The organism is Enterococcus sp. (assembly GCF_032555305.1).
In the GTDB taxonomy this organism is placed as follows: domain Bacteria; phylum Bacillota; class Bacilli; order Lactobacillales; family Enterococcaceae; genus Enterococcus_A.
On sequence record NZ_JAWGOQ010000021.1, the window covers coordinates 22,091 to 43,754 of the forward strand.

The 21,664-nt window shown below is 35.4% G+C and carries 24 protein-coding genes; 5 read left to right on the top strand and 19 right to left on the bottom strand.

Annotated elements, in window-relative coordinates; translation table 11 throughout:
* Positions 1 to 12 precede the first annotated feature (12 nt).
* Positions 13 to 762 carry an SDR family oxidoreductase gene (locus E6139_RS14950; protein ID WP_316403921.1) on the bottom strand — a complete coding sequence of 250 codons (750 nt, stop codon included), beginning with the start codon at positions 760 to 762 and terminating at the stop codon, positions 13 to 15.
* A 492-nt stretch (positions 763 to 1,254) separates the two neighbouring features.
* Here E6139_RS14950 and E6139_RS14955 point away from each other — a divergent pair, with 492 nt between their 5' ends.
* Positions 1,255 to 2,499, top strand: a complete 1,245-nt coding sequence (locus tag E6139_RS14955) for a hemolysin family protein (protein WP_316403922.1) — start codon at positions 1,255 to 1,257, stop codon at positions 2,497 to 2,499.
* 386 nt (positions 2,500 to 2,885) lie between these two features.
* On the opposite strand, the gene E6139_RS14960 is transcribed toward E6139_RS14955, so the two are convergent.
* The 6 genes from E6139_RS14960 to E6139_RS14985 form a co-directional block, all read right to left on the bottom strand.
* Positions 2,886 to 3,509, bottom strand: coding sequence for a hypothetical protein (locus tag E6139_RS14960; protein ID WP_316403923.1), 624 nt, complete (start codon positions 3,507 to 3,509; stop codon positions 2,886 to 2,888).
* Positions 3,510 to 3,548: 39 nt separating this feature from the next.
* Positions 3,549 to 5,381 carry a P-loop NTPase fold protein gene (locus tag E6139_RS14965; protein ID WP_316403924.1) on the bottom strand — a complete coding sequence of 611 codons (1,833 nt, stop codon included), beginning with the start codon at positions 5,379 to 5,381 and terminating at the stop codon, positions 3,549 to 3,551.
* A gap of 519 nt (positions 5,382 to 5,900) precedes the next feature.
* A complete protein-coding gene (locus E6139_RS14970; protein WP_316403925.1) occupies positions 5,901 to 6,953 on the bottom strand; it encodes a retron St85 family RNA-directed DNA polymerase in 1,053 nt (350 codons plus the stop codon).
* A gap of 245 nt (positions 6,954 to 7,198) precedes the next feature.
* Positions 7,199 to 7,510 carry a hypothetical protein gene (locus tag E6139_RS14975; protein WP_316403927.1) on the bottom strand — a complete coding sequence of 104 codons (312 nt, stop codon included), beginning with the start codon at positions 7,508 to 7,510 and terminating at the stop codon, positions 7,199 to 7,201.
* Between the two features lie 14 nt (positions 7,511 to 7,524).
* On the bottom strand, positions 7,525 to 8,364 hold the full coding sequence (locus tag E6139_RS14980; protein ID WP_316403928.1) for a phosphoribosyltransferase: 840 nt from the start codon (positions 8,362 to 8,364) through the stop codon (positions 7,525 to 7,527).
* A 100-nt stretch (positions 8,365 to 8,464) separates the two neighbouring features.
* On the bottom strand, positions 8,465 to 8,749 hold the full coding sequence (locus E6139_RS14985) for a helix-turn-helix transcriptional regulator (protein WP_316403930.1): 285 nt from the start codon (positions 8,747 to 8,749) through the stop codon (positions 8,465 to 8,467).
* A gap of 93 nt (positions 8,750 to 8,842) precedes the next feature.
* Between E6139_RS14985 and E6139_RS14990 the strand changes: the two genes are divergently transcribed.
* Complete coding sequence (locus tag E6139_RS14990) at positions 8,843 to 9,220, top strand: hypothetical protein (RefSeq protein ID WP_316403932.1); 378 nt, start codon at positions 8,843 to 8,845, stop codon at positions 9,218 to 9,220.
* On the opposite strand, the gene E6139_RS14995 is transcribed toward E6139_RS14990, so the two are convergent.
* The 5 genes from E6139_RS14995 to E6139_RS15015 all read right to left on the bottom strand — a co-directional run bounded on the left by E6139_RS14995 (position 9,217) and on the right by E6139_RS15015 (position 11,813).
* Positions 9,217 to 9,498, bottom strand: coding sequence for a hypothetical protein (locus tag E6139_RS14995; protein ID WP_316403933.1), 282 nt, complete (start codon positions 9,496 to 9,498; stop codon positions 9,217 to 9,219). The genes E6139_RS14990 and E6139_RS14995 overlap by 4 nt on opposite strands.
* Before the next feature lie 10 nt (positions 9,499 to 9,508).
* Positions 9,509 to 10,213 carry a hypothetical protein gene (locus tag E6139_RS15000; protein WP_316403935.1) on the bottom strand — a complete coding sequence of 235 codons (705 nt, stop codon included), beginning with the start codon at positions 10,211 to 10,213 and terminating at the stop codon, positions 9,509 to 9,511.
* Positions 10,214 to 10,435: 222 nt separating this feature from the next.
* Positions 10,436 to 10,630, bottom strand: coding sequence for a hypothetical protein (locus tag E6139_RS15005; protein ID WP_316403936.1), 195 nt, complete (start codon positions 10,628 to 10,630; stop codon positions 10,436 to 10,438).
* Between the two features lie 13 nt (positions 10,631 to 10,643).
* Positions 10,644 to 11,444, bottom strand: a complete 801-nt coding sequence (locus E6139_RS15010; protein ID WP_316403937.1) for a replisome organizer — start codon at positions 11,442 to 11,444, stop codon at positions 10,644 to 10,646.
* A 78-nt stretch (positions 11,445 to 11,522) separates the two neighbouring features.
* A complete protein-coding gene (locus E6139_RS15015; RefSeq protein WP_316403938.1) occupies positions 11,523 to 11,813 on the bottom strand; it encodes a DNA-binding protein in 291 nt (96 codons plus the stop codon).
* 171 nt (positions 11,814 to 11,984) lie between these two features.
* On the opposite strand from E6139_RS15015, the gene E6139_RS15020 reads away from it, so the two are divergent.
* The 3 genes from E6139_RS15020 (at position 11,985) to E6139_RS15030 (ending at position 14,571) form a co-directional block, all read left to right on the top strand.
* Entirely contained in the window at positions 11,985 to 12,656 is a 672-nt protein-coding gene (locus tag E6139_RS15020; RefSeq protein WP_316403940.1) for a helix-turn-helix transcriptional regulator, read from the top strand.
* A 78-nt stretch (positions 12,657 to 12,734) separates the two neighbouring features.
* Entirely contained in the window at positions 12,735 to 13,898 is a 1,164-nt protein-coding gene (locus E6139_RS15025) for a site-specific integrase (RefSeq protein WP_316403941.1), read from the top strand.
* 22 nt (positions 13,899 to 13,920) lie between these two features.
* Positions 13,921 to 14,571, top strand: coding sequence for a hypothetical protein (locus E6139_RS15030; protein ID WP_316403943.1), 651 nt, complete (start codon positions 13,921 to 13,923; stop codon positions 14,569 to 14,571).
* A gap of 103 nt (positions 14,572 to 14,674) precedes the next feature.
* On the opposite strand, the gene sufB is transcribed toward E6139_RS15030, so the two are convergent.
* The 7 genes from sufB to E6139_RS15065 all read right to left on the bottom strand — a co-directional run bounded on the left by sufB (position 14,675) and on the right by E6139_RS15065 (position 21,614).
* Positions 14,675 to 16,069, bottom strand: coding sequence for a Fe-S cluster assembly protein SufB (gene sufB, locus E6139_RS15035; RefSeq protein ID WP_102872502.1), 1,395 nt, complete (start codon positions 16,067 to 16,069; stop codon positions 14,675 to 14,677).
* Between the two features lie 273 nt (positions 16,070 to 16,342).
* Positions 16,343 to 16,816 carry a Fe-S cluster assembly sulfur transfer protein SufU gene (sufU, locus tag E6139_RS15040; protein WP_316403945.1) on the bottom strand — a complete coding sequence of 158 codons (474 nt, stop codon included), beginning with the start codon at positions 16,814 to 16,816 and terminating at the stop codon, positions 16,343 to 16,345.
* On the bottom strand, positions 16,803 to 18,038 hold the full coding sequence (locus E6139_RS15045) for a cysteine desulfurase (RefSeq protein ID WP_316403946.1): 1,236 nt from the start codon (positions 18,036 to 18,038) through the stop codon (positions 16,803 to 16,805). The genes sufU and E6139_RS15045 overlap by 14 nt, the downstream gene beginning before the upstream one ends.
* Positions 18,038 to 19,315 (bottom strand): Fe-S cluster assembly protein SufD, encoded by a 1,278-nt coding sequence (sufD, locus tag E6139_RS15050; RefSeq protein WP_316403947.1) that lies wholly within the window; start codon positions 19,313 to 19,315, stop codon positions 18,038 to 18,040. Before sufD ends, E6139_RS15045 begins: the two co-directional genes overlap by 1 nt.
* A gap of 13 nt (positions 19,316 to 19,328) precedes the next feature.
* Entirely contained in the window at positions 19,329 to 20,099 is a 771-nt protein-coding gene (sufC, locus tag E6139_RS15055) for a Fe-S cluster assembly ATPase SufC (RefSeq protein WP_016180483.1), read from the bottom strand.
* Positions 20,100 to 20,228: 129 nt separating this feature from the next.
* Entirely contained in the window at positions 20,229 to 20,651 is a 423-nt protein-coding gene (locus E6139_RS15060; protein WP_316403948.1) for a GFA family protein, read from the bottom strand.
* 120 nt (positions 20,652 to 20,771) lie between these two features.
* A complete protein-coding gene (locus E6139_RS15065; protein ID WP_316403950.1) occupies positions 20,772 to 21,614 on the bottom strand; it encodes a MetQ/NlpA family ABC transporter substrate-binding protein in 843 nt (280 codons plus the stop codon).
* Positions 21,615 to 21,664: the final 50 nt, after the last annotated feature.

The window sequence follows — 21,664 nt, forward strand, 5'->3', positions numbered from 1 at the left end:
GAATCCTCCTTATCAATTACTGACCGTCATCAAGCCGCCATCGATTAACACATCGGCGCCATTAATATACTGTGCATCCGTCGAGGCTAGAAACGCGATCAATTCCGCCACTTCTTCTGGTTTTCCTGTTCGCCCGCAAGTGACCTTCGCCATCTGATCGTACATCGCCAACACATCATTTTCTTCCATATTGACACCCTCACGCTGGAAAATCGGTGTCTGGATAAAGCCCGGCGACACACTATTGCACCGCACGCCAATAAAGCCCTGGGCTTGCTGCTTGGTATACAGCACCACGGCGTTTTTCGCTAAGTTATACAAGGGATTTTCTGAGCTGACAGTTCGGCTGGCGGCAGAAGCGGTGTTGATAATACTTGCGTTGTTCTTCGGAGCATTTAATAAAAGAGGATACAATTCTTTGGCAAACAGCATCGGTGCCCGTAACAAGAGACTGAAGCAGCGATCAAACTGATCGACCGTCACATCACGAATCGTGGTGTTCTCGCCAAAACCCGCATTGTTCACAAACACATCCAATTCATTACCGAAAGTTTCTTTGATAAACTCACACGTCTTCACGATCTCCTCAGCATCCCGCACATCACAGGTCCGAGGAATAAAACGATCACCTAAATCCTTCGTCTTGCTAAAATTCCGACCGATCCCAATCACCGTCGCGCCCTCCTTGATAAACAGTCGAGCCGTAGCCAGACCAATACCAGAAGTCGCACCAGTAATCACAACTTTGTAATCTTGGAACATCGTTCTACCTCCTAAATTCGTTTAAAAATAGGACAGCTGAATTTGTTCAATTGAGAGACTGTTTGTGGATTTTGCTTACAGACATGTGTCTTGATGATTCAAATAAAAAAATGGGGAAATATTTATGATGCTAGTTTAATGATAGCACTAATCAAGGGTGTAGAAAACGTGTTCATGAAAAATGCACAAAATGTTTTATTTGTGAATTAGCTTTTACTGGCTCTGTTAGCGTTCACTGTCGAATGAAAACTATTAATCTAATAGCCAGCTTTCTTATAGATTAAATCCAATCTTGACATTCAATTTCGATTAAGATACGGTTAATTAAAGAAGTTTTTATTCAAAGATTGGGGAAATGAGTATTTTGGACGACGAGGACTCGTTATGTTTTAAAAAAGAAGTTCGTGTGATTAATAATAATGATTTCAACGTGCGCTGTTTACATACAGGGTGCTTTTTTGCATTGGTTGAAAAATATAAGGAGGAAGCTTTTTGGATAATCTAAGTGTCATGTTGGTTGTACTGGTAATATTGCTGGCTTTGTCAGCATTCTTTTCTTCGAGTGAAACGGCCTATTCTTCACTGAATCGAATCCGAATCACTAAATTGGCAGAGGAAGGAAATGACAAAGCAAGGAGCGTTTTAGAATTGTTTCACAATTTCGATCGGCTCTTGTCAGCGATCCTGATTGGAAACAACATCGTAAATATCGCAAGTTCTTCGATTGCAACCGTAATATTTGTACGCTATTTTGGCAACATCGGTGTGACGCTATCGACGGTCGTGATGACCATTCTGGTTTTAACGTTTGGTGAGATTTTTCCCAAAACATTGGCAAAAGAAGCTCCTGAGACGTTCGCGCTTGCGGTTGCCCGTCCGTTAAAGGTTTTGATAACCATTTTTTATCCACTGACGCTCTTTTTCGCTGTCCTAAAAATCGGACTGATGAAACTGTTACCGAACAGAGAAACAACCCCATCGATCACCGAGGATGAATTGATGATTCTTGTAGAGGAAGCAGCACAAGAGGGTTCAATTGATGAGGATGACGAGCTTCTGATCAAAAGTGTGGTCGCATTTAACGATTTGGAAGTACAGAAAATTTTTGTCCCACGCACGGATATCATCTCTATCAATAGTAAAAAGAGTACAGAAGAAATAGCGGAAATTTTTGAATCCTCCGGCTTTTCTCGCCTGCCCTATTGCCAAGACAGCATTGATGATGTGACCGGCGTGGTGAATCAAAAAGATTTTTATTACCATGTATTAAAAGGTGAAAAAAGAATAGAAGATATCGTTAAGCCAATCAGCTTTATCCCAAAAAGTATGAAAATTTCCGAGCTAATGAAAAAATTTCAAGCCGATCAAATCCATATCGCCATCATCATCGATGAATACGGTGGGACCGCTGGTCTCGTTACGCTAGAAGATATCATTGAAGAATTAATTGGAGAAATCTGGGACGAATATGATAGTAAGAAGCTGGACTATTACAAACTGGCAGATGGCAGCTTCCTAGTAAATGGACGTTCAGACTTCGATTGCTTAGAAGAGCTTTTCAATATTACTAATACCACAAACTCAATATCCGTCGCTGGTTATATATTAGCTTCAATTGAACGAATCCCTATGGAAGGAGAGATTATTCAGTTAGATGGATTTAAGATGACCATTTCGAAGATGAGGAATCGTAGGATAGAGGAAGTGGTAGTTGAACCAGTTGTTGAAGGTGGATAATGAATCTTCATTGAAGATTTTATAAGTAACAATCATTGAACAAGTTTCGTCATTTTATTTCATGACGGGACTTGTTTTATGTGTCGGAAAAACTTCTATTTTAAAAGATTAGAATCTTTATATGCCATACCTATTTGCCGCAAGGTTGAGTCACTGCTTATGCTTTAAATTCCAGAAAAAATCTACTTTTAAGTATTTTTTTGTATGAACTACTTCATAATAAATTTCACTGAGCAATTAAAATATGTTGAAATAGATTAAGTAAAGCATGCATTAGATTGGCTAGAAAATGTCCTAGTAAATAGACCATAAAAAAGCCAATGACGACTGCCAATGACTTTATGAATTTAAAAAAGTTTGCTGGTAGATTTCTTTTATACTGATAATTATAGTGAGAAAAAAGTATCAAGAAAATCTTTTTCATTAAAATTTTGATCCGAATAAAAGTCTATTTCCTTATCAAAACATACCTTATATAATTCAATAATTGTAGATTTTATATCTTCTAAGTCAAATTTTTGAATTTCATTAACAAACAAAGTTGGACTTAATCTTAAATCAGAAATTACACATTCTTTATCTAAGTGCCCAAAAAATTTATCTCTAAACATTATTACAGTATTGCTCAACTCACTATTTTCTATAAAGAGTTGAGTTTCGTTCGCAATTTTCTTTACAGCACTATTATTTTTAAACTCATCCATCTGACTTATCACATTTATAGTTTTCAATAAGGAATACTCTCTATTCCCTTTTAAAATTTTACTTAATCCCATGATTACTTTATCTATCAAAGATTCAAATAAAGTAATCCTATTTAGGGAATAATTATTGTTTTCTACTCTATTTCCCCACTCTTTATCAATTATACCAATCAAAAAGATTGATCTTTCAATTTTTAATACTTCATTTCTCATTTCAAAAAGATGAATTTCTAACCAGTCTATTTGATTATCAAACTCATGATCATAATTTTGTATAAAAGCCGTAATTGAATTTCTATTTTTCATATTACCTCCAAAAACAATAATCTAATCATACTAAAATAACTATTTCAAATGTTCAATCAATTGTTCTAGCGACTCTATTAACTGATTGATCTTGAATCTATCAATTCTACCGAGTTTTGTTTTCTCCATCTTTGCTTTTATTTCATTTAAAAATTGATAAATATCTTCTATCTCTTCCCCGTGAAAATCCTTTGCATTACTTATTCTTAGATACTCCGAGTTAATAAATCTCCATAGTAAATCTGACTTGTTATTTTCTATCATGATAAACTCATCGATTGAACCATGTTCTAGCATAACCTTAAAAATATTTGTATTCCGTAAAAAGCCGTTTTGTTTAGCATTATATAGTTCTTCATGTTCATCATTAAATAAATACTTAATAAATTCGCTATTCATTATTTTTTTTCTTTGATTATCTACATCTTTCAAAGATTGGTATAATTCTGGCCTCTCTAGTTTTATATTTGGTATCCCATGTATATAAAATTCATCAACTAAATCCATACCAACCTCATTTACAGTAGAGTAACTTTCAATCAATTTCGTCTCAATCACTTCTAAATCGCTGTTCTCAAGAAACATTAAGTTCATTTTTTTTAATTGATTGAGCCTCCCGTATACTGTAATCAAATCTTTAAAGTTGAATTTATTTTCTTCAACATCGGTTAATACGCTTTTTTGAACTTGTTTGAGCTGATTGTCGGTGAATCGTCGAAAGTCAGATAGTTTATCCAAGTTACTAATTTCTCTAGTAAGATTTACGAAGTTTTTTTTCCAATTTGAAACATATTTATTATCGTCCATAAAGCCAAATAAAACTTGGGAATGAATATCATTTGAGTAAAATATATAATCATCAAAGCTCTTATGCTTATGATGATATTGATCTATGATTGTTTCCTTAATAGACTTTTGTTCATCCTTACTTAAGTAATAATCAAAATACCTTGTATTGGAGAGTCCTTTCAAAACATCAAAATCATTTTCTGTAATATTACCTAATTTGTACTCGTTCGTAACTACAAAAACATTTAGAAAAATGCTTTTCCTTATGCTTTCTTCTAATTTATCAGACTGTAATTTGGATATATCACTAAATAATTTTGATTCAACAAAACTATAATTTTCAATTACACTAAGTAAAGTTCTTAAATTAATTCCCTTTTTTCTCCTAATATTTTGGTATTCCTCAAGTATATCTCTTATCCATAAACTATTTTCCTTAATGAAAGTATTTCTACTTTTTTTTAAAATTATACGTTCAATTTCTGAGATGTCATAAGCAAAATTAATGGTTCTACCTATCACTTTTTCCTTCATCTTTTTAAAATCATCAGTCTTGTCAATCTCATTACTATTAGAAAGTATAATCACTTTACAATTCAGTTTTTCCATTAGTTCATTTAAAATAAATCCAAGTAAATCCTTTACACTAATTTCTTCACTAATTCTTTCCAGATCGTCTATAAAAACGACAATAGATTTTTCTAGTGATGATTCTAGCATTGATTGATTTTTTGACTCCAAAATCCAGTCACTAATTAAACTAATAGAGCTTAGTCTTTGATCACCCCATACATTCGAAATTTTTCGAAATTTTTTACTTATTGTAGTCATTGATGTGAACACTTTTTTATCTGAACTCAACTCTGAAATGATATTATAGAGAATGTCTTGTTTAAGTTCATTTAAAATATTATATCCATATACTGAAAAATAAATTGGAAAATTTCCTTTTTCTTTTAGTTCATCAATCACATGATTCTTAACATAATAAGTCTTTCCCGTACCCCATTCTCCATCAACTTGAAGAGCATATGGTTCGTCTGTTTGCATATAGTTGTCTATAATCTGATTCATTTTATTCATATTACACCTCTAATAAATTAAAATGGCTTTTATATGATACGATTTTTTGCATTACATACTTTTTAATTATATCTTGATACCACTCAGTATAGTATCTTAACGATGAATTTTCCTCTTAAAGAATAAATTTCTTAGATTAAATAAGTTCTATCTTGCTAAGAATCATTTAAAAGCAAATAAAAAAGCTAGAAACCCCACAAATCAAGGTTTCTAGCTTATAAACAAGTACTACCCCACAGACCCTTCCATTCAATGATTCAGATTTTAATAGTAATCAGAATCGCTGAATACCATTGATTTTTAACATTTCTCAAAGTCAATAAAATCAATGGTATTCAGTCAGAATCAACAAAATGGCATTCACTGTGGCATTCATTTCAAACTTTTTTGAGGAGCTATTTCAAAAATCAAATATCCCAAACAGAACTTATAATAACTACCTAAATACTTCTAAAGATATTTATAGTAAATAGACAAAACAATTTTATTAAAAAAGAAAAATAAAATTTTACTAAAAATTCAATCCAGAGAAAATGTTTTCTGATAGATAGTAGTAATTATATCTTTGTAATCCTTCATAAGTAGATCATCAGGATTTATAAACAAACAATAATTAATTTTTCCGATCAATGACTTAAGATAAGTTTCCGCATCAATTTTAATATTATTTCTTTTTAAATGATCATGTACTCCAAACTTACTTATGTAGTAAACTTGTAATCTAATTTTTTTCCTATAGTCTCTTGGAACTTGAGATTTTTCATTTACTACAATACCAGTAATTATTTGAGCCTGGTTTTTTCTTAACAATCTTGTCTTATTTTGATTGATTTCAAGACCCAAAAACTTCAATTTATAGCTAACAAAATTTGATAATGCTTCATGATTAAAAGAACCTGAAAATGTCAAATCATCTGCGTACCTTGTGTATCTTATTTTTTTATCTAAACAGTATAAACTTATGGATTTATCAAAATCAAAAAGAATCAAGTTAGAAAGACATGCACTAGTACTTGCCCCTTGTGGCAAGAATCCATTCAATGTACACAGCTTACTCAATAACACCGACAGACTTTCTGAGTATCCCATCTTCTTAAATAATTTGTAGACTTGCTTTTCAGAAAGTGAATCAAAAAAATTTTTTATATCTAGTTTGAATACTAACTTTTGCTTCTTATGAAACCGAACATTATCTTTAATTGACATGTTAGGTATATATGCTTTAGCAAACTTGCTAACTTTAAGTTTATAAAGGATATTCTCTAAAATCCATTTCTGAATAATCTTTAAATTAGGAAGTGGTTCATGAATAATTCGAGGATTACCATTTTTCTTTTTTATAGAAAATTTTCTATAAAAAAGTTTAGATTCATTAGTAACCTTATATAGATAATCTGATTTTATTCCAATTAAAAGACCCAAGTGATCTACATTATATATAATTGGTAGATTTTTTTCGACTAAGTTTTCAGCATAGTGTAAATTTTCACTTATATAGTTCTTTGGTTTCTTAAGTTTAATTGCTTCTTTCTCAAATTCCTTCTTATATTTCCGCCATTCATCTTTATTCAATAAAAAGACCTCCCACTACATAATTCTTTCTATTTACCACTCAAATGGACCGTAATTTTGGCACTGCCAAAATTCGGGCCACTTTGAGTCCATGGACAATTTGCTTGCAAATTTCCATCAGCTGAAAGGATTTTTTTCTTCTCCAGAAGACAAAAATTCTTTCAGCTGTAAGCTTGTAAATCAGTTCATTCTAGCTTAGCGAACTCACTAAACCATGCTCACGAGGAGTATAAACTAGTGGGAAGTCATGGTAAGTATACATCATTTATTCCAATTTGATCAACAAAATACCTAAAATCTGGAATTATCATTTTACCAACGTTTCCTATATCTAAGTTGCTCTCTAGTTTTCTTAATTCATCTAAACCATGTTTTGTAAGCTCTAAATCACCCAGATAATCCCGCAACAATCCATTTTTCTTAAGATCATTTATAGTTTTCATTAAGTCAAAGTAACTGAAGTCATCGTTTATCAAAATCTCAATATTAGCATTAGATTCAACAACGCGTAAAACACTAAAGCTTAATCTTTCTAAGTGTTCTTTTGATTTCCTCATGATCAATCCTTCTTTCAATTAAACCTTGGAAAAGGTATATTTTCCTTATTTTTTCCTTTCCAAAAAGCTCCAATAGTATTGTTTGGAACTCTAATCATACTTAAAAGTGCACTACTGCTCTCATAGCCCCAGTAGTCATCTGTTTCAATACCAATTTTTTCTGAAATGGTTTCAACATTTTTTTTAAAAGACATCCGGTCTTCGTCAATCAATGATTCGATTTGCTCTGGTAATGATAGGCTTTTCACAGCATAAACGAATTTAAAACCTTGCTCTGTTATACACTCTATTCCTTTATTTAATGTCACTAAGGACAAAATTATAATTTTGTCTTTCAAGACTCCTTTATTTATAAAATATTCAGCTGTCTCAATTGCCGATGACCCAGTGCCAATAAAATCATCAACTAAAATTAAAAACGTACTCCTTCGATTTAAGTTTGTAATTTGATTATCTTCTAAATCTAATTGTAGAGTCATTTTCAATTTTGAAAGAGTAGGATCAAATTGAATAGTATTTGATTTTAATAAATATGTGACTAACATTGAACTCTTTATATCAGGGATAGCCCTATTTGATATTATAGGTGAAAAACATAGTTTTTTAGTATCTATTTCATTTTGCATTTTTTTTAGAACCTCAATTAAAAGTCTTTCATAATCAGAAATAGTATAATATTCCATCATATCTAATAATCGCAAGAACGTTTGCTGCTCTTCATTATTAAGACCTTGTAATGTCCTCGATACTCTATTAAAGAAACTTGATGACTCTTGATCTTTTATATTCCATGTTTTTGTCTCAAAAATTTTGGCTAGCTGACTAAAAGTCTGAACGTTGATCTTTTCTTGCATTAACAACTTCCTCCTCAAAACCAATATCGATTCACAAAATTTTATTTTTATGTCTATTCGTGGACATCGTGATAATGATATGTATCTACCGAATCACTTCTCATATCTTTCCATTACTATCTTCAAGTGAACTTTCAATATTATTTAGCAATGCTTCATAATCTAAATGTAGAATATTTTTTATACCTTTAAGTTGTTCTAATTTAATATGCTGTCGTCCACCCTCAATTTTTACAAGCGTTTCTCTAGTTATATCCACGTTATTAAGCTGTAACATCTTAACTAACTCAGTTTGCCCGATCCCTTTTTCTTTCCTAATGCGCTTAATATTTCTACCAATTACATTATTCGGATCAATTATTTTTTCTTCTTTCAAGATTAACACACCTTATGGACTAAAATAAGTCCTTTTTCTTATTAATCTTAGAGAGAAATCATGATATAATGGGACTAGTTGTAGTCCACATGGAGGTTACTTATGAATATTTCAAAAGCTTTGATTTTTGAAAATAGGGCGCAATATCTTAAAATTATCATCATCAAAATTTTTTTATCTCTTTTAGTGGCAAAACTATTTACTTACCAGGGCACTTTTCTAGGCACATTATTTCTCAATTATTTTGCTTTCAGCATGTTTTACTTTTCATTGAGGATTGCGAAAAACTATCTTATCGCAGTAATTCTATTATTAGGAATATGTATAGCAATTATGCTGACTAATGAGTATTTCCACAATGAATACTCTGTAGAAGTGAGTAATCTATTTTTTATGGTATTTGCTCTATTTCCCTTTATCTATGATCTTTTCATCATACTTTGGGTCACTATTAAAAAAATAAAACTCAGCCAATCTTAAACTGGCTGAGTTTTCACTTTATCTGTAATCTCATTAATATACTGATTCATATTTTTCCAATATAGTAGCGTTTTTTCAAGCTCTTCTTTACTAAAATTAAACAGATCAACAGAGAGCATTTCTCCTAAAGTTGAAAGAAGAGTAGAGCATAAATTTGGGCTAGTCCTATCAATTCCATTATTCAAAATGTAATTCAAAAGTCTATTGTAAATCCCATATGAAAATTCATTGATGATTTCAATTTTTGCTGTTAATTCGTAATCAATTCTATACTCCATCTTTTCACCTTCAAATAGTATATTTGTCTAATATGTCCTTAAATTCGAACCAATCATCATCAGTAAACTCGTATCCATACTTTTGAGATTTAGTCTTCAATTTCTCCGCAAATATAAAAATTTCATTCCAAAACGAAATTAATAGAGATTCTTCCAATTTAAAAAAATGTCCGTCATATAACCAATCCCAAGTAAAATCAGAAACCTCTTTTTCTTGCTCTTTTGAAGATTCAATGAAACCAATAATGTATACAATATCATTATTGATTCTCTCAAATATTTCTTCATAAATCAATTCTTTCGGAATTTTCATTTCTAAATTTTTCATCGAATTTATTAAATTGGTTGTTGTTTTCAAATCTAGCTTATCACTCGTGAAATTAAACTTCATTTTAGTCAATCTTCTATACTCGTGATTCATTAGATCATAAATCGAATTTAGTTTAGTTTTTATTTGATCTATTTCCATATCCGTATAAAAACCATCGACATTTATTCTTCTGACAACGTTATTTATATTGTGACCGATATAATTGATCTCTTTGGTTAATCCTCTATAAATGCTCATGTCAATATTCAATCTAAAATAAGTTCTGGCACTGTCTACAAGAAAAGCTGTGGTTGACTTAAATCCCAATTTTTTCGCTTTGTTAATTATAAACACTTTATCTTCCTCAGTAACTCTCAATTCAATTTTTTCTATTTTTTTTGCCATAATTTCACCTCAAAAGTTCGAGCAGATGCGACACAAAAAGTTGTAGAATTTCTACCAAGCAAAACATCGTTTTTTGGCGTTTGTCATGACAAACCCGATGCTTGCCTTTCCACTATCCTGCTAACTTTTACTTTTCTAAACTTAAGTATTTGCATGGAAAAAGGAAAAGTAAAATGGACAAATTTTTTTGTTCTTCTACTTTTCCTTTGAGAAATCTTTTTATTAGTTATTTTGAATCCACTGAGAGATTAGCGCTGAAATACTTAGCCCTGCTTCATCAGCAAGATTTTGAATTTTATTTCTATCAGTAGGTGTTAACATTATCGAAACTTGTTTCTTACATTCGACTTTCTTCAAAGAATTCTTTTCTTTCTTAAAGGACTCATATGCTTTAAGAAAATCAAGAAAATCATCCAAAGTTTTGCCCTCCTTATTTAGCTGTTCCTTCAAAATATTTTTCATCAGGGATTACATTTTTCGAGAACATACTTCCTGAAGTACTCATTAACGATTTGTTCCTATTAGCTAATTTTGTTGCTTTTTGACTCCAATAATTTGAATAGGACTTATTAAGATATTTAGCAAATTCTTCATTGGGAAAATCTATGCAATAAGAAATATACTTTTTACTACACTGTCGGATTTCTTTTGCATCAATCATCAACTTTGTTTTAGTTTTTATTTCAACACTTCGCCTAGACTGTTGAATCATTTCATAAACTACTTCACATTTTTCCTGAGAAATTGAAATATTCTCTAAAAAATCTCGAAACTCATTCCCTAACTCTATACTTATCTTATCTATTCTTTTCTTAACTTTACTAACCTCTTCTAACTCTAATCTAACCTGTGTATCCAACATGGAACCATTTTGGATACTTTTCTTTTCTGAATACATGTATTCTTTTGATTCGGTTACTATTAGATGTCGCTTTTCGTTTATAAATATGGTTTCGTTATATCTATCCTTTTTTATTGTATTATGAATTTTCCAGTGTTTAATTACTAATATTCCTGCTTCAAAAACTATCAAAAAGTGTTTGATCACAAGAAGGTTCAAATCGTCGTCACTAGCGCCCACCATTCGCTTTACAGTTTTTACATTTGCTATAAACCCATCATCATCAGCTTCCAAGTTTAAGTGGAAATACAATGCCTGAGCTGAAAGTGGCATATCCATAAACATATCTGTTTGAATGACCTTTTTGCTTATCATTCTTTTCTGTGCCATTAGAATACCTCCATGTGATAAACTAATAGAGTGATAGAAAACTCTATTACATGAGGACTTAATGTTGATCCGCCAAGATTACGCATCAAGTCCTCCTCTTTGTTTTGATAGCATAAATTTTGTTACTTCCTTCTTTGAATAAAATTTTCTTCCTCCCATCGTAATTATCGGCATCCCTTCCCGCACATAGATTTTCAATGTGTTAGGACTTACTCCTAACCAATCTGACATTTCTTTTTGATTCAAGAAATCCTTATCCAAACCAACATTTTGAACCGCCTTAGAGATAGATTCTTGAGCTAAAGTAAAAATATGCTGCTGTAATTCTTTGGACTGCTTATCGTCCAGCAAAACTTGAAAACCTGACATTTCAATTCCTCCTTAAAATATTTTTAGCACCTCAAAAAGTTATCATTTTGATAACTTAATCATATATTATCATCGTTTAATAAGTCAATACCAAAGTTATCATTTTGATAACTTTGTGTAGAAATCTATATCAAACTACTATATAATCAATATGAAAGTGTGGTGATTACAGTGAGTGAACCCAATGGCTATGGGGAAAGAATAAAAGGAATTCGAAAAAAACAAAATAAAACTTTAGAAGAGTTCGGGCTTTTACTTACTCCTCCTGCACCAAAAAGTTTAGTGTGGAATTGGGAAAAAGAAAGAAATTCGCCTAACAAGGAACGGCTTTATCAAATTGCTGAAATTGGAGGCGTTTCTGTTGACTACTTGCTTTATGGGAAACAAGCTACTGGGATTGGAAAGCGTATTAAAGAAAAAAGAGAAAAAATCGACTTAACAGCAAAAGAATTAGCTAAGTACATTGGTTATGGTTCAACTGAAAAAGATGTTAATTCATGGGAAGAAGAAATCTCTATGCCTAATGAAGATCAACTAATTGAACTAGCAGATATTTTATCAACCACAATGAGTTATCTTTTGATAGGTGAAAAAGATGAGACTCCTACAAAAAAAATTTATTTCCAGTCAGATGACTTTCCAGGTGACTCTTTTGAAGAACTTGAAGAAAAATTGAAGAATTCTGATTTGTCGACTGATGAAAAGAATAAATACCCACTTGTTTATCGTCAATTCAAAAATATTATCCTTGCATCAATAGATAATCCTAGCGATTTTGAATCATTTTTCAATTCCATTAATGAAACTTGGAAGTCCTTGAATAAGAAAGATGAGAATAATTAGATTAGGTTCAAATAATATTCTCCTTAAACGATTGATTTATGAAATAGCTCCTCAAAAGGTAATCAAGGAGGAACTTAAATGGCTTCATTTACACAATACAAATTAGCTAGTGGTAAAAGGAAATGGAGATTTCAGGCATATCTCGGAACTGATCCAGATACTGGAGAACGAGTTAAAACAACTCGAAGAGGATTTGATTCAAAGAAAGAAGCTCAAATATCATTAGCTCAACTACAAGCAGAATTTGAAAAGAATAGTCGTAAACTAATTTCAGATGAAATGATTACTTTTAGAGAGTTATATGATTTATGGCTTGTTCAATACCGTTTAAAAGTAAAACCTTCAACAGTTGCTACCTCAAAGCGCTTTATTGAAGGTTATGCACTAGAATACTTTGGAAGCTTGAAACTCGACAAGATTACTGTTCGCTATTGCCAAAAGATCGTTAATAAATGGCATGAAAAATACAAACAGTATCACTATTTTCGCAAAGTAGTTGGTCAGGTGCTACAATTTGGCGTACAAATGGAAGTGATTGACAGTAATCCAATGAGAAAGACGATATTACCTCGCAAGAAAGAAGTTGAATCATTTCCAAACTTCTACACTAAAAAGCAGCTAGAGACGTTTTTTGAGTGCTTAGAGGAGCATATTGAGCTATCTGGGCGTACAAGCACCAAACTACTCGCATTCTTTCGTCTGTTGGCTTTTACAGGCATGAGAAAGTCTGAAGTCTTAGCTTTGCAGTGGAAAGATGTGAATCTCTTCAATCAAGAATTGACGATTGGAAAAACTCTAGCTACTGATGAATTTGATCAGATTGTTGTTCAAGAGCCTAAAACTGCTAGTTCGAAGCGAACAATTAGACTTGATCGAAAAACAGTAAAAATTCTTGATCAATGGCGTGCTAATCAAAAGGAATGGTACTTTAAATCTGGATACAATACATCGAGTGAAGATCAATTTCTGTTCACGAATAAATTTAATGCTCTTTATTATCCTCAAGCTCCTAATGACTGGCTCTATAACATACTCGAAAAATATGAGCTACCAAAGATTACATTACATGGTTTTCGTCACACTCATGCTAGTTTGTTGTTTGAATCCGGCGCAAGTATAAAAGAGGTTCAAGAACGCTTAGGGCACAAAGATGTCAAAACTACCATGAATATTTACGCTCATGTCACTCCTGAAAAGATTAAGGAGACTGGCGAACGGTTCGCAAAATACGTTAATTTTTAATAATCCTAGAAGGAGAATAATTATGAACTTGTCTAAAGAAAAAATACAAGAAATACTTCAAAAAGAGATTATCTTAGATAGAAAGCATTTTGCATACTTATCGTTAACCCATAAAAATGAATTGAACTTTAGAGATATATTAGTTCTCTATTTGCAAGATAAATATGAAAATAAAGAGTATTCATTTGGTAGAGAGCTTAAAAAAATTGACCTTTCAATTATTCATGATTCCAAGATTAAAACCGTCATCGAATTAAAATCGATGTATATGACTGAAATCTTATATAAACAGCAAACACATCTTACAGGTTTACAAAATGATTTCAATAAGAGCTTTAAACTGACTGATTATCCAATTTCCAATACTGAAGGTGATCAAATTAGTGACATTTATGGAATCATGCTCTATGTATTTGCAGAAGATACTTGTAGAAAAAAAAGATCTGGTGCTCAATTAAAAAGAGATATTCCTGAATTGACGTATCCAACTTTGATTACAAAAAGAAACGATGGAATAAAATCATTAATAAAACGAATGGAAGATAAAACAAATCAACTTTTCCCTGATAATAAATATGAACAAACAGAAATTTTCTTAATCGAAGAAAAATTATCGTATAAGGATATTGAAGTATCTCTATATGGACAAGTAATCAAAGCTTTAAACGATTAAGTATGACCGAATGGCATTCAATATGGCATTCACTTATCTCTGAACACAAAGTAAAAAGCCCCGAAACGTTTTCCTATCAACGTTTCGGGAATTTATAAATTTTCTAACCCACACTGCCTTCCATCTCATACTGTATCAGACGGTTCAACTCCACGGCGTATTCCATTGGCAATTCTTTGGTAAATGGTTCAACGAATCCCATAACGATCATCTCAGTTGCTTCTTGTTCTGAGATACCGCGACTCATTAGATAATACAATTGTTCTTCGGAAATTTTTGAAACTTTTGCTTCGTGTTCCAAAGAAACATTCCCATTTAAGATCTCGTTGTACGGGATCGTATCTGAACTAGATTGATCATCCATAATGATCGTATCGCACTCGATGTGGCTGAATGAGCCAGCACTGTTTCGACCGAAGCGGACGGTTCCGCGGTAGTCTACTGCGCCGCCATCTTTGGCGATGGATTTTGAAACGATCGAGCTGGATGTGTTTGGTGCGTTATGGATCATGCGCGCACCGTTATCTAGCACGATGTTCTTGCCGGCTACAGCGATCGACAGCATCGTACCGCGGGCGCCTTTGCCTTCCATGTAGACACTTGGGTATTTCATAGTTACTTTCGATCCCAAGTTGCCGTCGACCCATTCCATTGTCGCGTTTTCTTGGGCTTGTCCACGTTTGGTTTCCAAACTGTAGACATTATTTGACCAGTTTTGGATCGTCGTGTAACGGCAATAGCCGTCTTTTTTAACGAACACTTCAACGACTGCAGCATGCAAGCTGTCAGAAGAATATGTTGGAGCCGTACAGCCTTCAACATAGTTGATGCTGGCGCCTTCGTCAACGATGATCAGTGTCCGTTCGAATTGTCCAGTATTTGCAGAGTTGATTCGGAAGTAAGACTGGATCGGAATATCGGTCTTCACACCTTTTGGTACGTAGATGAAGGTTCCGCCTGACCAAGCAGCTGAGTTTAACGCAGCCAGTTTATTGTCTGATGGTGGTACTAATGTGCCGAAGTATTCCTTGAATAATTCAGGGTATTCCTTCAAGGCTGAATCGGTATCAGTAAAGACGATGCCCAATTTGGTGAACTCGTCTTTCATGTTGTGATACACCACTTCTGATTCGTATTGGGCAGAAGCACCGGCTAAGTATGCACGTTCTGCTTCTGGAATTCCAAGACGTTCAAAAGTCGTCTTGATTTCTTCTGGAACATCGTCCCAATCACGGGCTGGTTTGTCGCTTGAACGAATAAAGTAGTTGATTTTATCGTAATCCAATTCGGACAAATCGGGTCCGTAATCGGGCATGTCTAATTTTCTGAATGTTTCTAGCGATTTCAAACGGAAATCCAACATCCATTCTGGTTCTCCCTTTGCGCGGGAGATTTCGCGAATGACTTCTTCGGATAAACCTTCACCGGTCGTAAAGACAGGTTCGATGTCATCATGGAAGCCAAATTGATATTCCTCTTGCATTTCAGGTACACTCATGTATTCCCGCTCCTTATTCGTATTAATGTAATTATTTTTCCTACAGAAAAATAAATTTTATTCTCATGCCGTATGTCATTCCTCTATACATCACTTTTCTTATATTAGACATACCTTAAATGTAGTCGTTCAACAAAATAAACTGCGAAAAGAGGAGCCAACTCTAATGTAAAAGGTGAAAATTTGAAACAAATTTTCTGATTGTCGTTGGCATACGATTCCACTAACGTACTAAAAGTACGAAGTGGAACTCGCAACTGGCATCCTCATTGATTAATCTTTATGAAATTGACCTTCCCGGGCTTTGCCTTCTTCGTCAGTCAGCGCTTTGCCTAAGGCTTTCCATGCTAGGGTCGAGCATTTGATACGGGCTGGGAATTTTGCGACCCCGCTAAGCATCGCTGCGTCTCCCAATGCATCTTCATCCTTTTCAGGAATCGGGTTGCCTTGGACCATTTGGGCAAAGATCACGGCTAAATGCTCTGCTTCTGAGACAGGTTTGCCGATTACTGCGTCAGTCATCATAGAAGCACTGGCTGTTGAAATCGAACAGCCGCTGCCGGAAAACGCGATATCTGTGATTACGTCGTCTTTGACGATTAGTTCAAGCTCGATCACGTCGCCGCAGGTGGGATTGTTCATCTCGATCGTTTTCGTGGAATCACTTAGCTTTCCACGATGATGAGGATGAGCGGAATGATCCAAGATCACTTGCCGATATAAATTGTCTAATTTATTTAGCGCCATCTTTGAAAAACTCCTTCGTCGCCTTGATTGCTTCGATCAAACGGTCCGCGTCTTCTTTCGTATTGTAGAAATAGAAGCTGGCCCGCGCCGTCGCTGGCAGTTTCAAATAGTTCATTAACGGTTGCGCACAGTGATGACCGGCACGTACCGCGATACCTTCCATATCCAAAGCAGTCGCTACATCATGAGGATGGATGCCATCCAGATTAAAAGCGATCACGCCGGTATGGTGTGCAGGATCTTGTGGTCCATAAGTAGTGATCCCATCAATTTCATGTAGCTTCGGTAAGACGTAGTCAACCAATTCTTGTTCGTAGCGATGGATGTTCTCCATCCCGATCTCGTTCAAGTAATCAACCGCCGCTCCTAGCGCGATGGCTCCAGCGATGTTTGGTGTCCCTGCTTCGAATTTCCATGGCAATTCTTTCCACGTACTATCGAATAGATTGACGAAATCAATCATCTCGCCACCGAATTCTACCGGTTCCATCTGTTCTAACCAATGACGTTTGCCATATAATACACCGATTCCCGTTGGTCCGCACATCTTATGCCCGCTAAAGGCAAAGAAGTCCGCATCTAACGCTTGAACATCAACAGCCATATGAGGAGCAGCTTGCGCACCGTCCACGATCATCACCGCGTTATTGGCATGAGCCATTTCCGCCAATTCTTTGATTGGATTGATGACACCTAGTACGTTTGACACGTAGGCTAATGAAACGATCGCTGTCTTTTCGTTGATGATCTCTTTAGCGGCTGTCATATCAATGAAGCCTTCGTCGGTTAATGGTAAATAACGCAGGGTTGCTCCTTTGCGTTCGACCAATTGCTGCCACGGAATAATATTGGAATGATGCTCCATATAAGAAATGACGATCTCATCGCTTTCTTTAATAAAAGCATCTCCGTAACTGCGAGCCAGCCAGTTCAAACCAGTGGTCGTTCCTCGGGTGAACAGGACTTCCGCAGTTTCCTTCGCGTTGATGAAGGCGCGAACTTTTTCACGACTATTTTCATAATCGGCAGTCGCTCGTTCAGCTAACGTATGCACCCCGCGATGAACATTAGCATTGTCATGTTCGTAGTAATGACGCAATACATCCAAGACTTGCGTCGGTTTTTGCGTAGTTGCCGCATTGTCTAAATAAACAAGTGGTTCATCATTTACTTCTTGGAAAAGAATCGGAAAATCTTTTCTAATAGTAGAAAAATCCCTCATTATTTACTCAACTTCCCTTCGATCGTATCGATCAGTTGCTCTTGAGTGGCTTTGACTGGAATAGCAGTAATGACAGGTCCTAAGAATCCGCGGATAACCAAACGTTCCGCTGCCGCACGCTCTAGCCCGCGACTCATTAAATAGAAGAGTTCGTCTGGATCAACGCGACCAACGCTGGCCGCATGTCCGGCAGTCACTTCATTTTCGTCGATCAAAAGAATCGGATTGGCATCCCCGCGAGATTTCTCAGAGAGCATCAATACACGACTTTCTTGTTGAGCGTCGGCACCCTTTGCTCCTTTTAAGATATGTCCGATCCCGTTGAAGGTCAAGGTGGATTTATCAAGAATAACCCCGTGCTGCAAAATGTGCCCGATTGTATGAGGGGCTTTATTGGTTACGCGAGTATCGATTCCTTGGATTTGTTTGCCATCGCTGATCGCTACGATCTTGACTTCTGAATGTGAGCCTTCACCGACTAAATCAGAATCAAAGTCCGCGATCACATTGCCATCGTTCATGATGCCGATTGCCCAATCGATCATAGAGTCGCGCATTAAGTAGCCGCGTCGGTTCATATAGGTTGCGATATTTGCGCCCAATGAGTCCACCGCTGAGAATTTCACGCGTGCACCTGGTTTCGTAATCACTTCGACCACTACGTTCCCAGAAAGCTTCTTCGCAGTATCGCCTTGTGATTCAAAGCGTTCTAAGTAAGAGAACTCACTGTTGTCTTCCGCCACGATCAACACGTGTTTGAAGAAATGCGCATCGTCGTCGCCATTGTGTAAGAAAAGACTTTCGATCGGTTCTTCGATCACCACGTTTTTTGGCACATATAAGAAAATACCATTGTTCATAAAAGCAGCATGCATCGCAGTCAGTGCGTTTTCCTCAACTGGTACAGCTTTTTGCATGTAGTATTCTTTGACTAATTCAGGATGCTCCTGCATCGCTGTCACTAAATCAGTGAAGATCACGCCTTGATCGGCAAGTTTTGGTGAGATTTGTTCGAAAACAGTCGTCTCTCCACTTTGCACGATCATTGGATTGTCCTTCATTTGGTCAAAGCTTGGGATGGTCCCAGTTGCTTCTTGATGTTCTGGCTTTACATTGTAAAGGTTCCAACGAGCGAATTTTACTTTTTCAATCACTGGTAAAGGTAATTCGTCGATTTTGTTTAATGCATTGACCCGTAAATCAGTCATCCATTGAGGTTCGGCCCATTCGGCTGAGAAAGCTTTGACGGCCTCAAGATATTCTGTCCATTTTTTCATCTATCTTGCCCTCCTAAACTTCTTCTTTGTAATCGATACCTAATTCAGCAGAGATGCCTGCGTAGCCTTCAGCTTCCAAACGTTTCGCTAGTTCTGCGTCACCAGTCAAGACTACTCGGCCATCCATCATGATATGCACTACATCAGGCACAATGTAGTTCAATAGACGCTGATAGTGGGTAATGATTAAGGCACCGAACTCTTCGCCGCGCATTTCATTGATGCCTTTCGCTACAACCTTCAGAGCATCGATATCTAGACCTGAGTCGATTTCATCTAGGATCGCAAAGGTTGGTTCAATCATCAATAACTGCAGGATCTCATTGCGTTTCTTTTCTCCGCCTGAGAAGCCTTCATTTAAATAGCGTTCCGCCATTTCTTCTGGCATGTTCAACAATTCCATTTTTTTATCTAATTTTTTCAAGAATTGCATTACTGAGATTTTTTCATCTTCTTCACGACGAGCATTGATCGCTGCCCGCATAAATTCAGCATTACTGATACCTGGGATTTCGCTTGGATATTGCATCGCTAAGAATAATCCTAAACGTGCGCGTTCGTCGACTTCCAAGTCTAAGATATTTTTACCATCAAAAAGGATCTCGCCTTTTGTGACTTCATAGTTCGGGTTGCCCATGATCGCTGCTGATAACGTTGATTTACCAGTCCCGTTTGGTCCCATGATGGCATGGATTTCGCCCGTCTTCATTTCAAGGTTTACACCCTTTAAAATTTCTTTATCGTCAATGGCAACGTGCAAGTCTTTGATTTCTAAAACTGACATGAAAGTACCTCCAAATATTTTTTCTCGTTCTCACCTATTTTAGACTAAATGAGAATGGAATACAAACTGATTCATGAATTTTCTTCTGAAAAAGAACCCTTTATTTAGAATTATTATAAAATCAATTATTCACTCTGAATCTGTAAAGAGTTTCTGCAAAAACGCTTCCTCCGTCAGCTTCTCCGTTGGCTCTTGATAATGGAAGAAAGCCGGCTTCTGATCATAAAAAATTTCTTCCTTCAGCTTGGCCTGATCGATCTCATCAAATAGCCCCGCAGGAAAATAATACTCGTCATCCGCTAAGCTATGATAAAACAAACTGCTGCCGCATTTTTTGCAGGAGCCTCGCTCTGCCCATTCTGAAGACATAAAAAGCTGGATCTGTTCTTTTCCGCTGATTTTAAAATCATCCGGCAAAACACCCGCCAAAGACAAAAATGGTCCGCCAAAAAATTTCTGACACATATGACAGTGACAAACGGTGATTTCCTCTGCCACCTGTGGGATATCGATCGTGACTGTGCCGCATAAGCAACTTCCTTTTACTTCCATTAATATGCACAACCTTTCTGTTGATTTGACCCTTTCTAAAAAACTCATAAATCCAGTGTAACAAAAAAAGACTCTTACCAACAGATGTCTGTGAGTAAGAGCCTTGTTCAAATCATTTATCTATTTATCAACGGGTTTAACTGAACCATCCCATTTTTCCAAGATCCAATCTTGTACTTCTTTTTCATGTAGCACTTTGTTTAATTTTTTGATACGTGAATCATCTTTATCTTCGGTACGAACAGCAAGAATGTTGGCATATGGTGACGTATCTTTTTCAAGTAAGACTGCGTCCTTCACAGGATTCAAACCAGCACCATAAGCAAAGTTGGCATTAATCGCAATTAGGTCGCCTTCGTCATTGTTATAAGTTGTCGCTAACAAAGCTGGATCAATTGAATGTTCGAATTTCAATTTCTTAGGATTTTCGGCAATATCATCGAAGGTTGATGTTTCCAAATCAACACCATCTTTAACTTTGACTAAATCAGCATCTTGCAAGATCGTGATGATGCGGCCCCAGTCAGATTCTGAGTTTGATGTGATGATCGTCGCGCCTTCTTTTAAATCCTTGATGTCTTTGATTTTTTTAGAGTACAAGCCCATTGGTTCAATATGAACGGCACCTGCATCGGTAAATTTGTAATCATTTTCCTTCACTGCTTTTTCGAAGAATGGTTTGTGTTGGAAATAGTTGGCATCGATATCTTTGTCTGCTAACGCTTTGTTTGGTAACACATAGTCATCAAATTTTTTGATTTCTAAGTTGACGCCTTCTTTTTCAAGTAAAGGTTTCACGTGCTCTAAGATTTCCGCGTGCGGCGTAGGTGACGCTCCGACAACCAATGTGTCGCTCTTTTCTTTACTGCTGCTGTCTGATGAGTCTGAACCGCTGTTTCCGCATGCTGCCAATCCGACTGTTAATAACGCTACTGCCGCAAAACCTAAAATTTTCTTTTTCATTGATAGTTCCCCCTAATGTTGTTGTTTTATTTTTTAGAATAATAGCTATT

Bases quoted from the DNA above. Each gene is read 5' to 3' on its own strand.
- E6139_RS14950 (WP_316403921.1), bottom strand. From the start codon at position 762: ATGTTCCAAGATTACAAAGTTGTGATTACTGGTGCGACTTCTGGTATT.
- E6139_RS14960 (WP_316403923.1), bottom strand. From the start codon at position 3,509: ATGAAAAATAGAAATTCAATTACGGCTTTTATACAAAATTATGATCAT.
- E6139_RS14965 (WP_316403924.1), bottom strand. From the start codon at position 5,381: ATGAATAAAATGAATCAGATTATAGACAACTATATGCAAACAGACGAA.
- E6139_RS14975 (WP_316403927.1), bottom strand. From the start codon at position 7,510: ATGAGGAAATCAAAAGAACACTTAGAAAGATTAAGCTTTAGTGTTTTA.
- E6139_RS14980 (WP_316403928.1), bottom strand. From the start codon at position 8,364: ATGCAAGAAAAGATCAACGTTCAGACTTTTAGTCAGCTAGCCAAAATT.
- E6139_RS14990 (WP_316403932.1), top strand. From the start codon at position 8,843: ATGAATATTTCAAAAGCTTTGATTTTTGAAAATAGGGCGCAATATCTT.
- E6139_RS14995 (WP_316403933.1), bottom strand. From the start codon at position 9,498: ATGGAGTATAGAATTGATTACGAATTAACAGCAAAAATTGAAATCATC.
- E6139_RS15000 (WP_316403935.1), bottom strand. From the start codon at position 10,213: ATGGCAAAAAAAATAGAAAAAATTGAATTGAGAGTTACTGAGGAAGAT.
- E6139_RS15010 (WP_316403937.1), bottom strand. From the start codon at position 11,444: ATGGCACAGAAAAGAATGATAAGCAAAAAGGTCATTCAAACAGATATG.
- E6139_RS15015 (WP_316403938.1), bottom strand. From the start codon at position 11,813: ATGTCAGGTTTTCAAGTTTTGCTGGACGATAAGCAGTCCAAAGAATTA.
- E6139_RS15025 (WP_316403941.1), top strand. From the start codon at position 12,735: ATGGCTTCATTTACACAATACAAATTAGCTAGTGGTAAAAGGAAATGG.
- E6139_RS15030 (WP_316403943.1), top strand. From the start codon at position 13,921: ATGAACTTGTCTAAAGAAAAAATACAAGAAATACTTCAAAAAGAGATT.
- sufB (WP_102872502.1), bottom strand. From the start codon at position 16,069: ATGAGTGTACCTGAAATGCAAGAGGAATATCAATTTGGCTTCCATGAT.
- sufU (WP_316403945.1), bottom strand. From the start codon at position 16,816: ATGGCGCTAAATAAATTAGACAATTTATATCGGCAAGTGATCTTGGAT.
- E6139_RS15045 (WP_316403946.1), bottom strand. From the start codon at position 18,038: ATGAGGGATTTTTCTACTATTAGAAAAGATTTTCCGATTCTTTTCCAA.
- sufD (WP_316403947.1), bottom strand. From the start codon at position 19,315: ATGAAAAAATGGACAGAATATCTTGAGGCCGTCAAAGCTTTCTCAGCC.
- sufC (WP_016180483.1), bottom strand. From the start codon at position 20,099: ATGTCAGTTTTAGAAATCAAAGACTTGCACGTTGCCATTGACGATAAA.
- E6139_RS15060 (WP_316403948.1), bottom strand. From the start codon at position 20,651: ATGGAAGTAAAAGGAAGTTGCTTATGCGGCACAGTCACGATCGATATC.
- E6139_RS15065 (WP_316403950.1), bottom strand. From the start codon at position 21,614: ATGAAAAAGAAAATTTTAGGTTTTGCGGCAGTAGCGTTATTAACAGTC.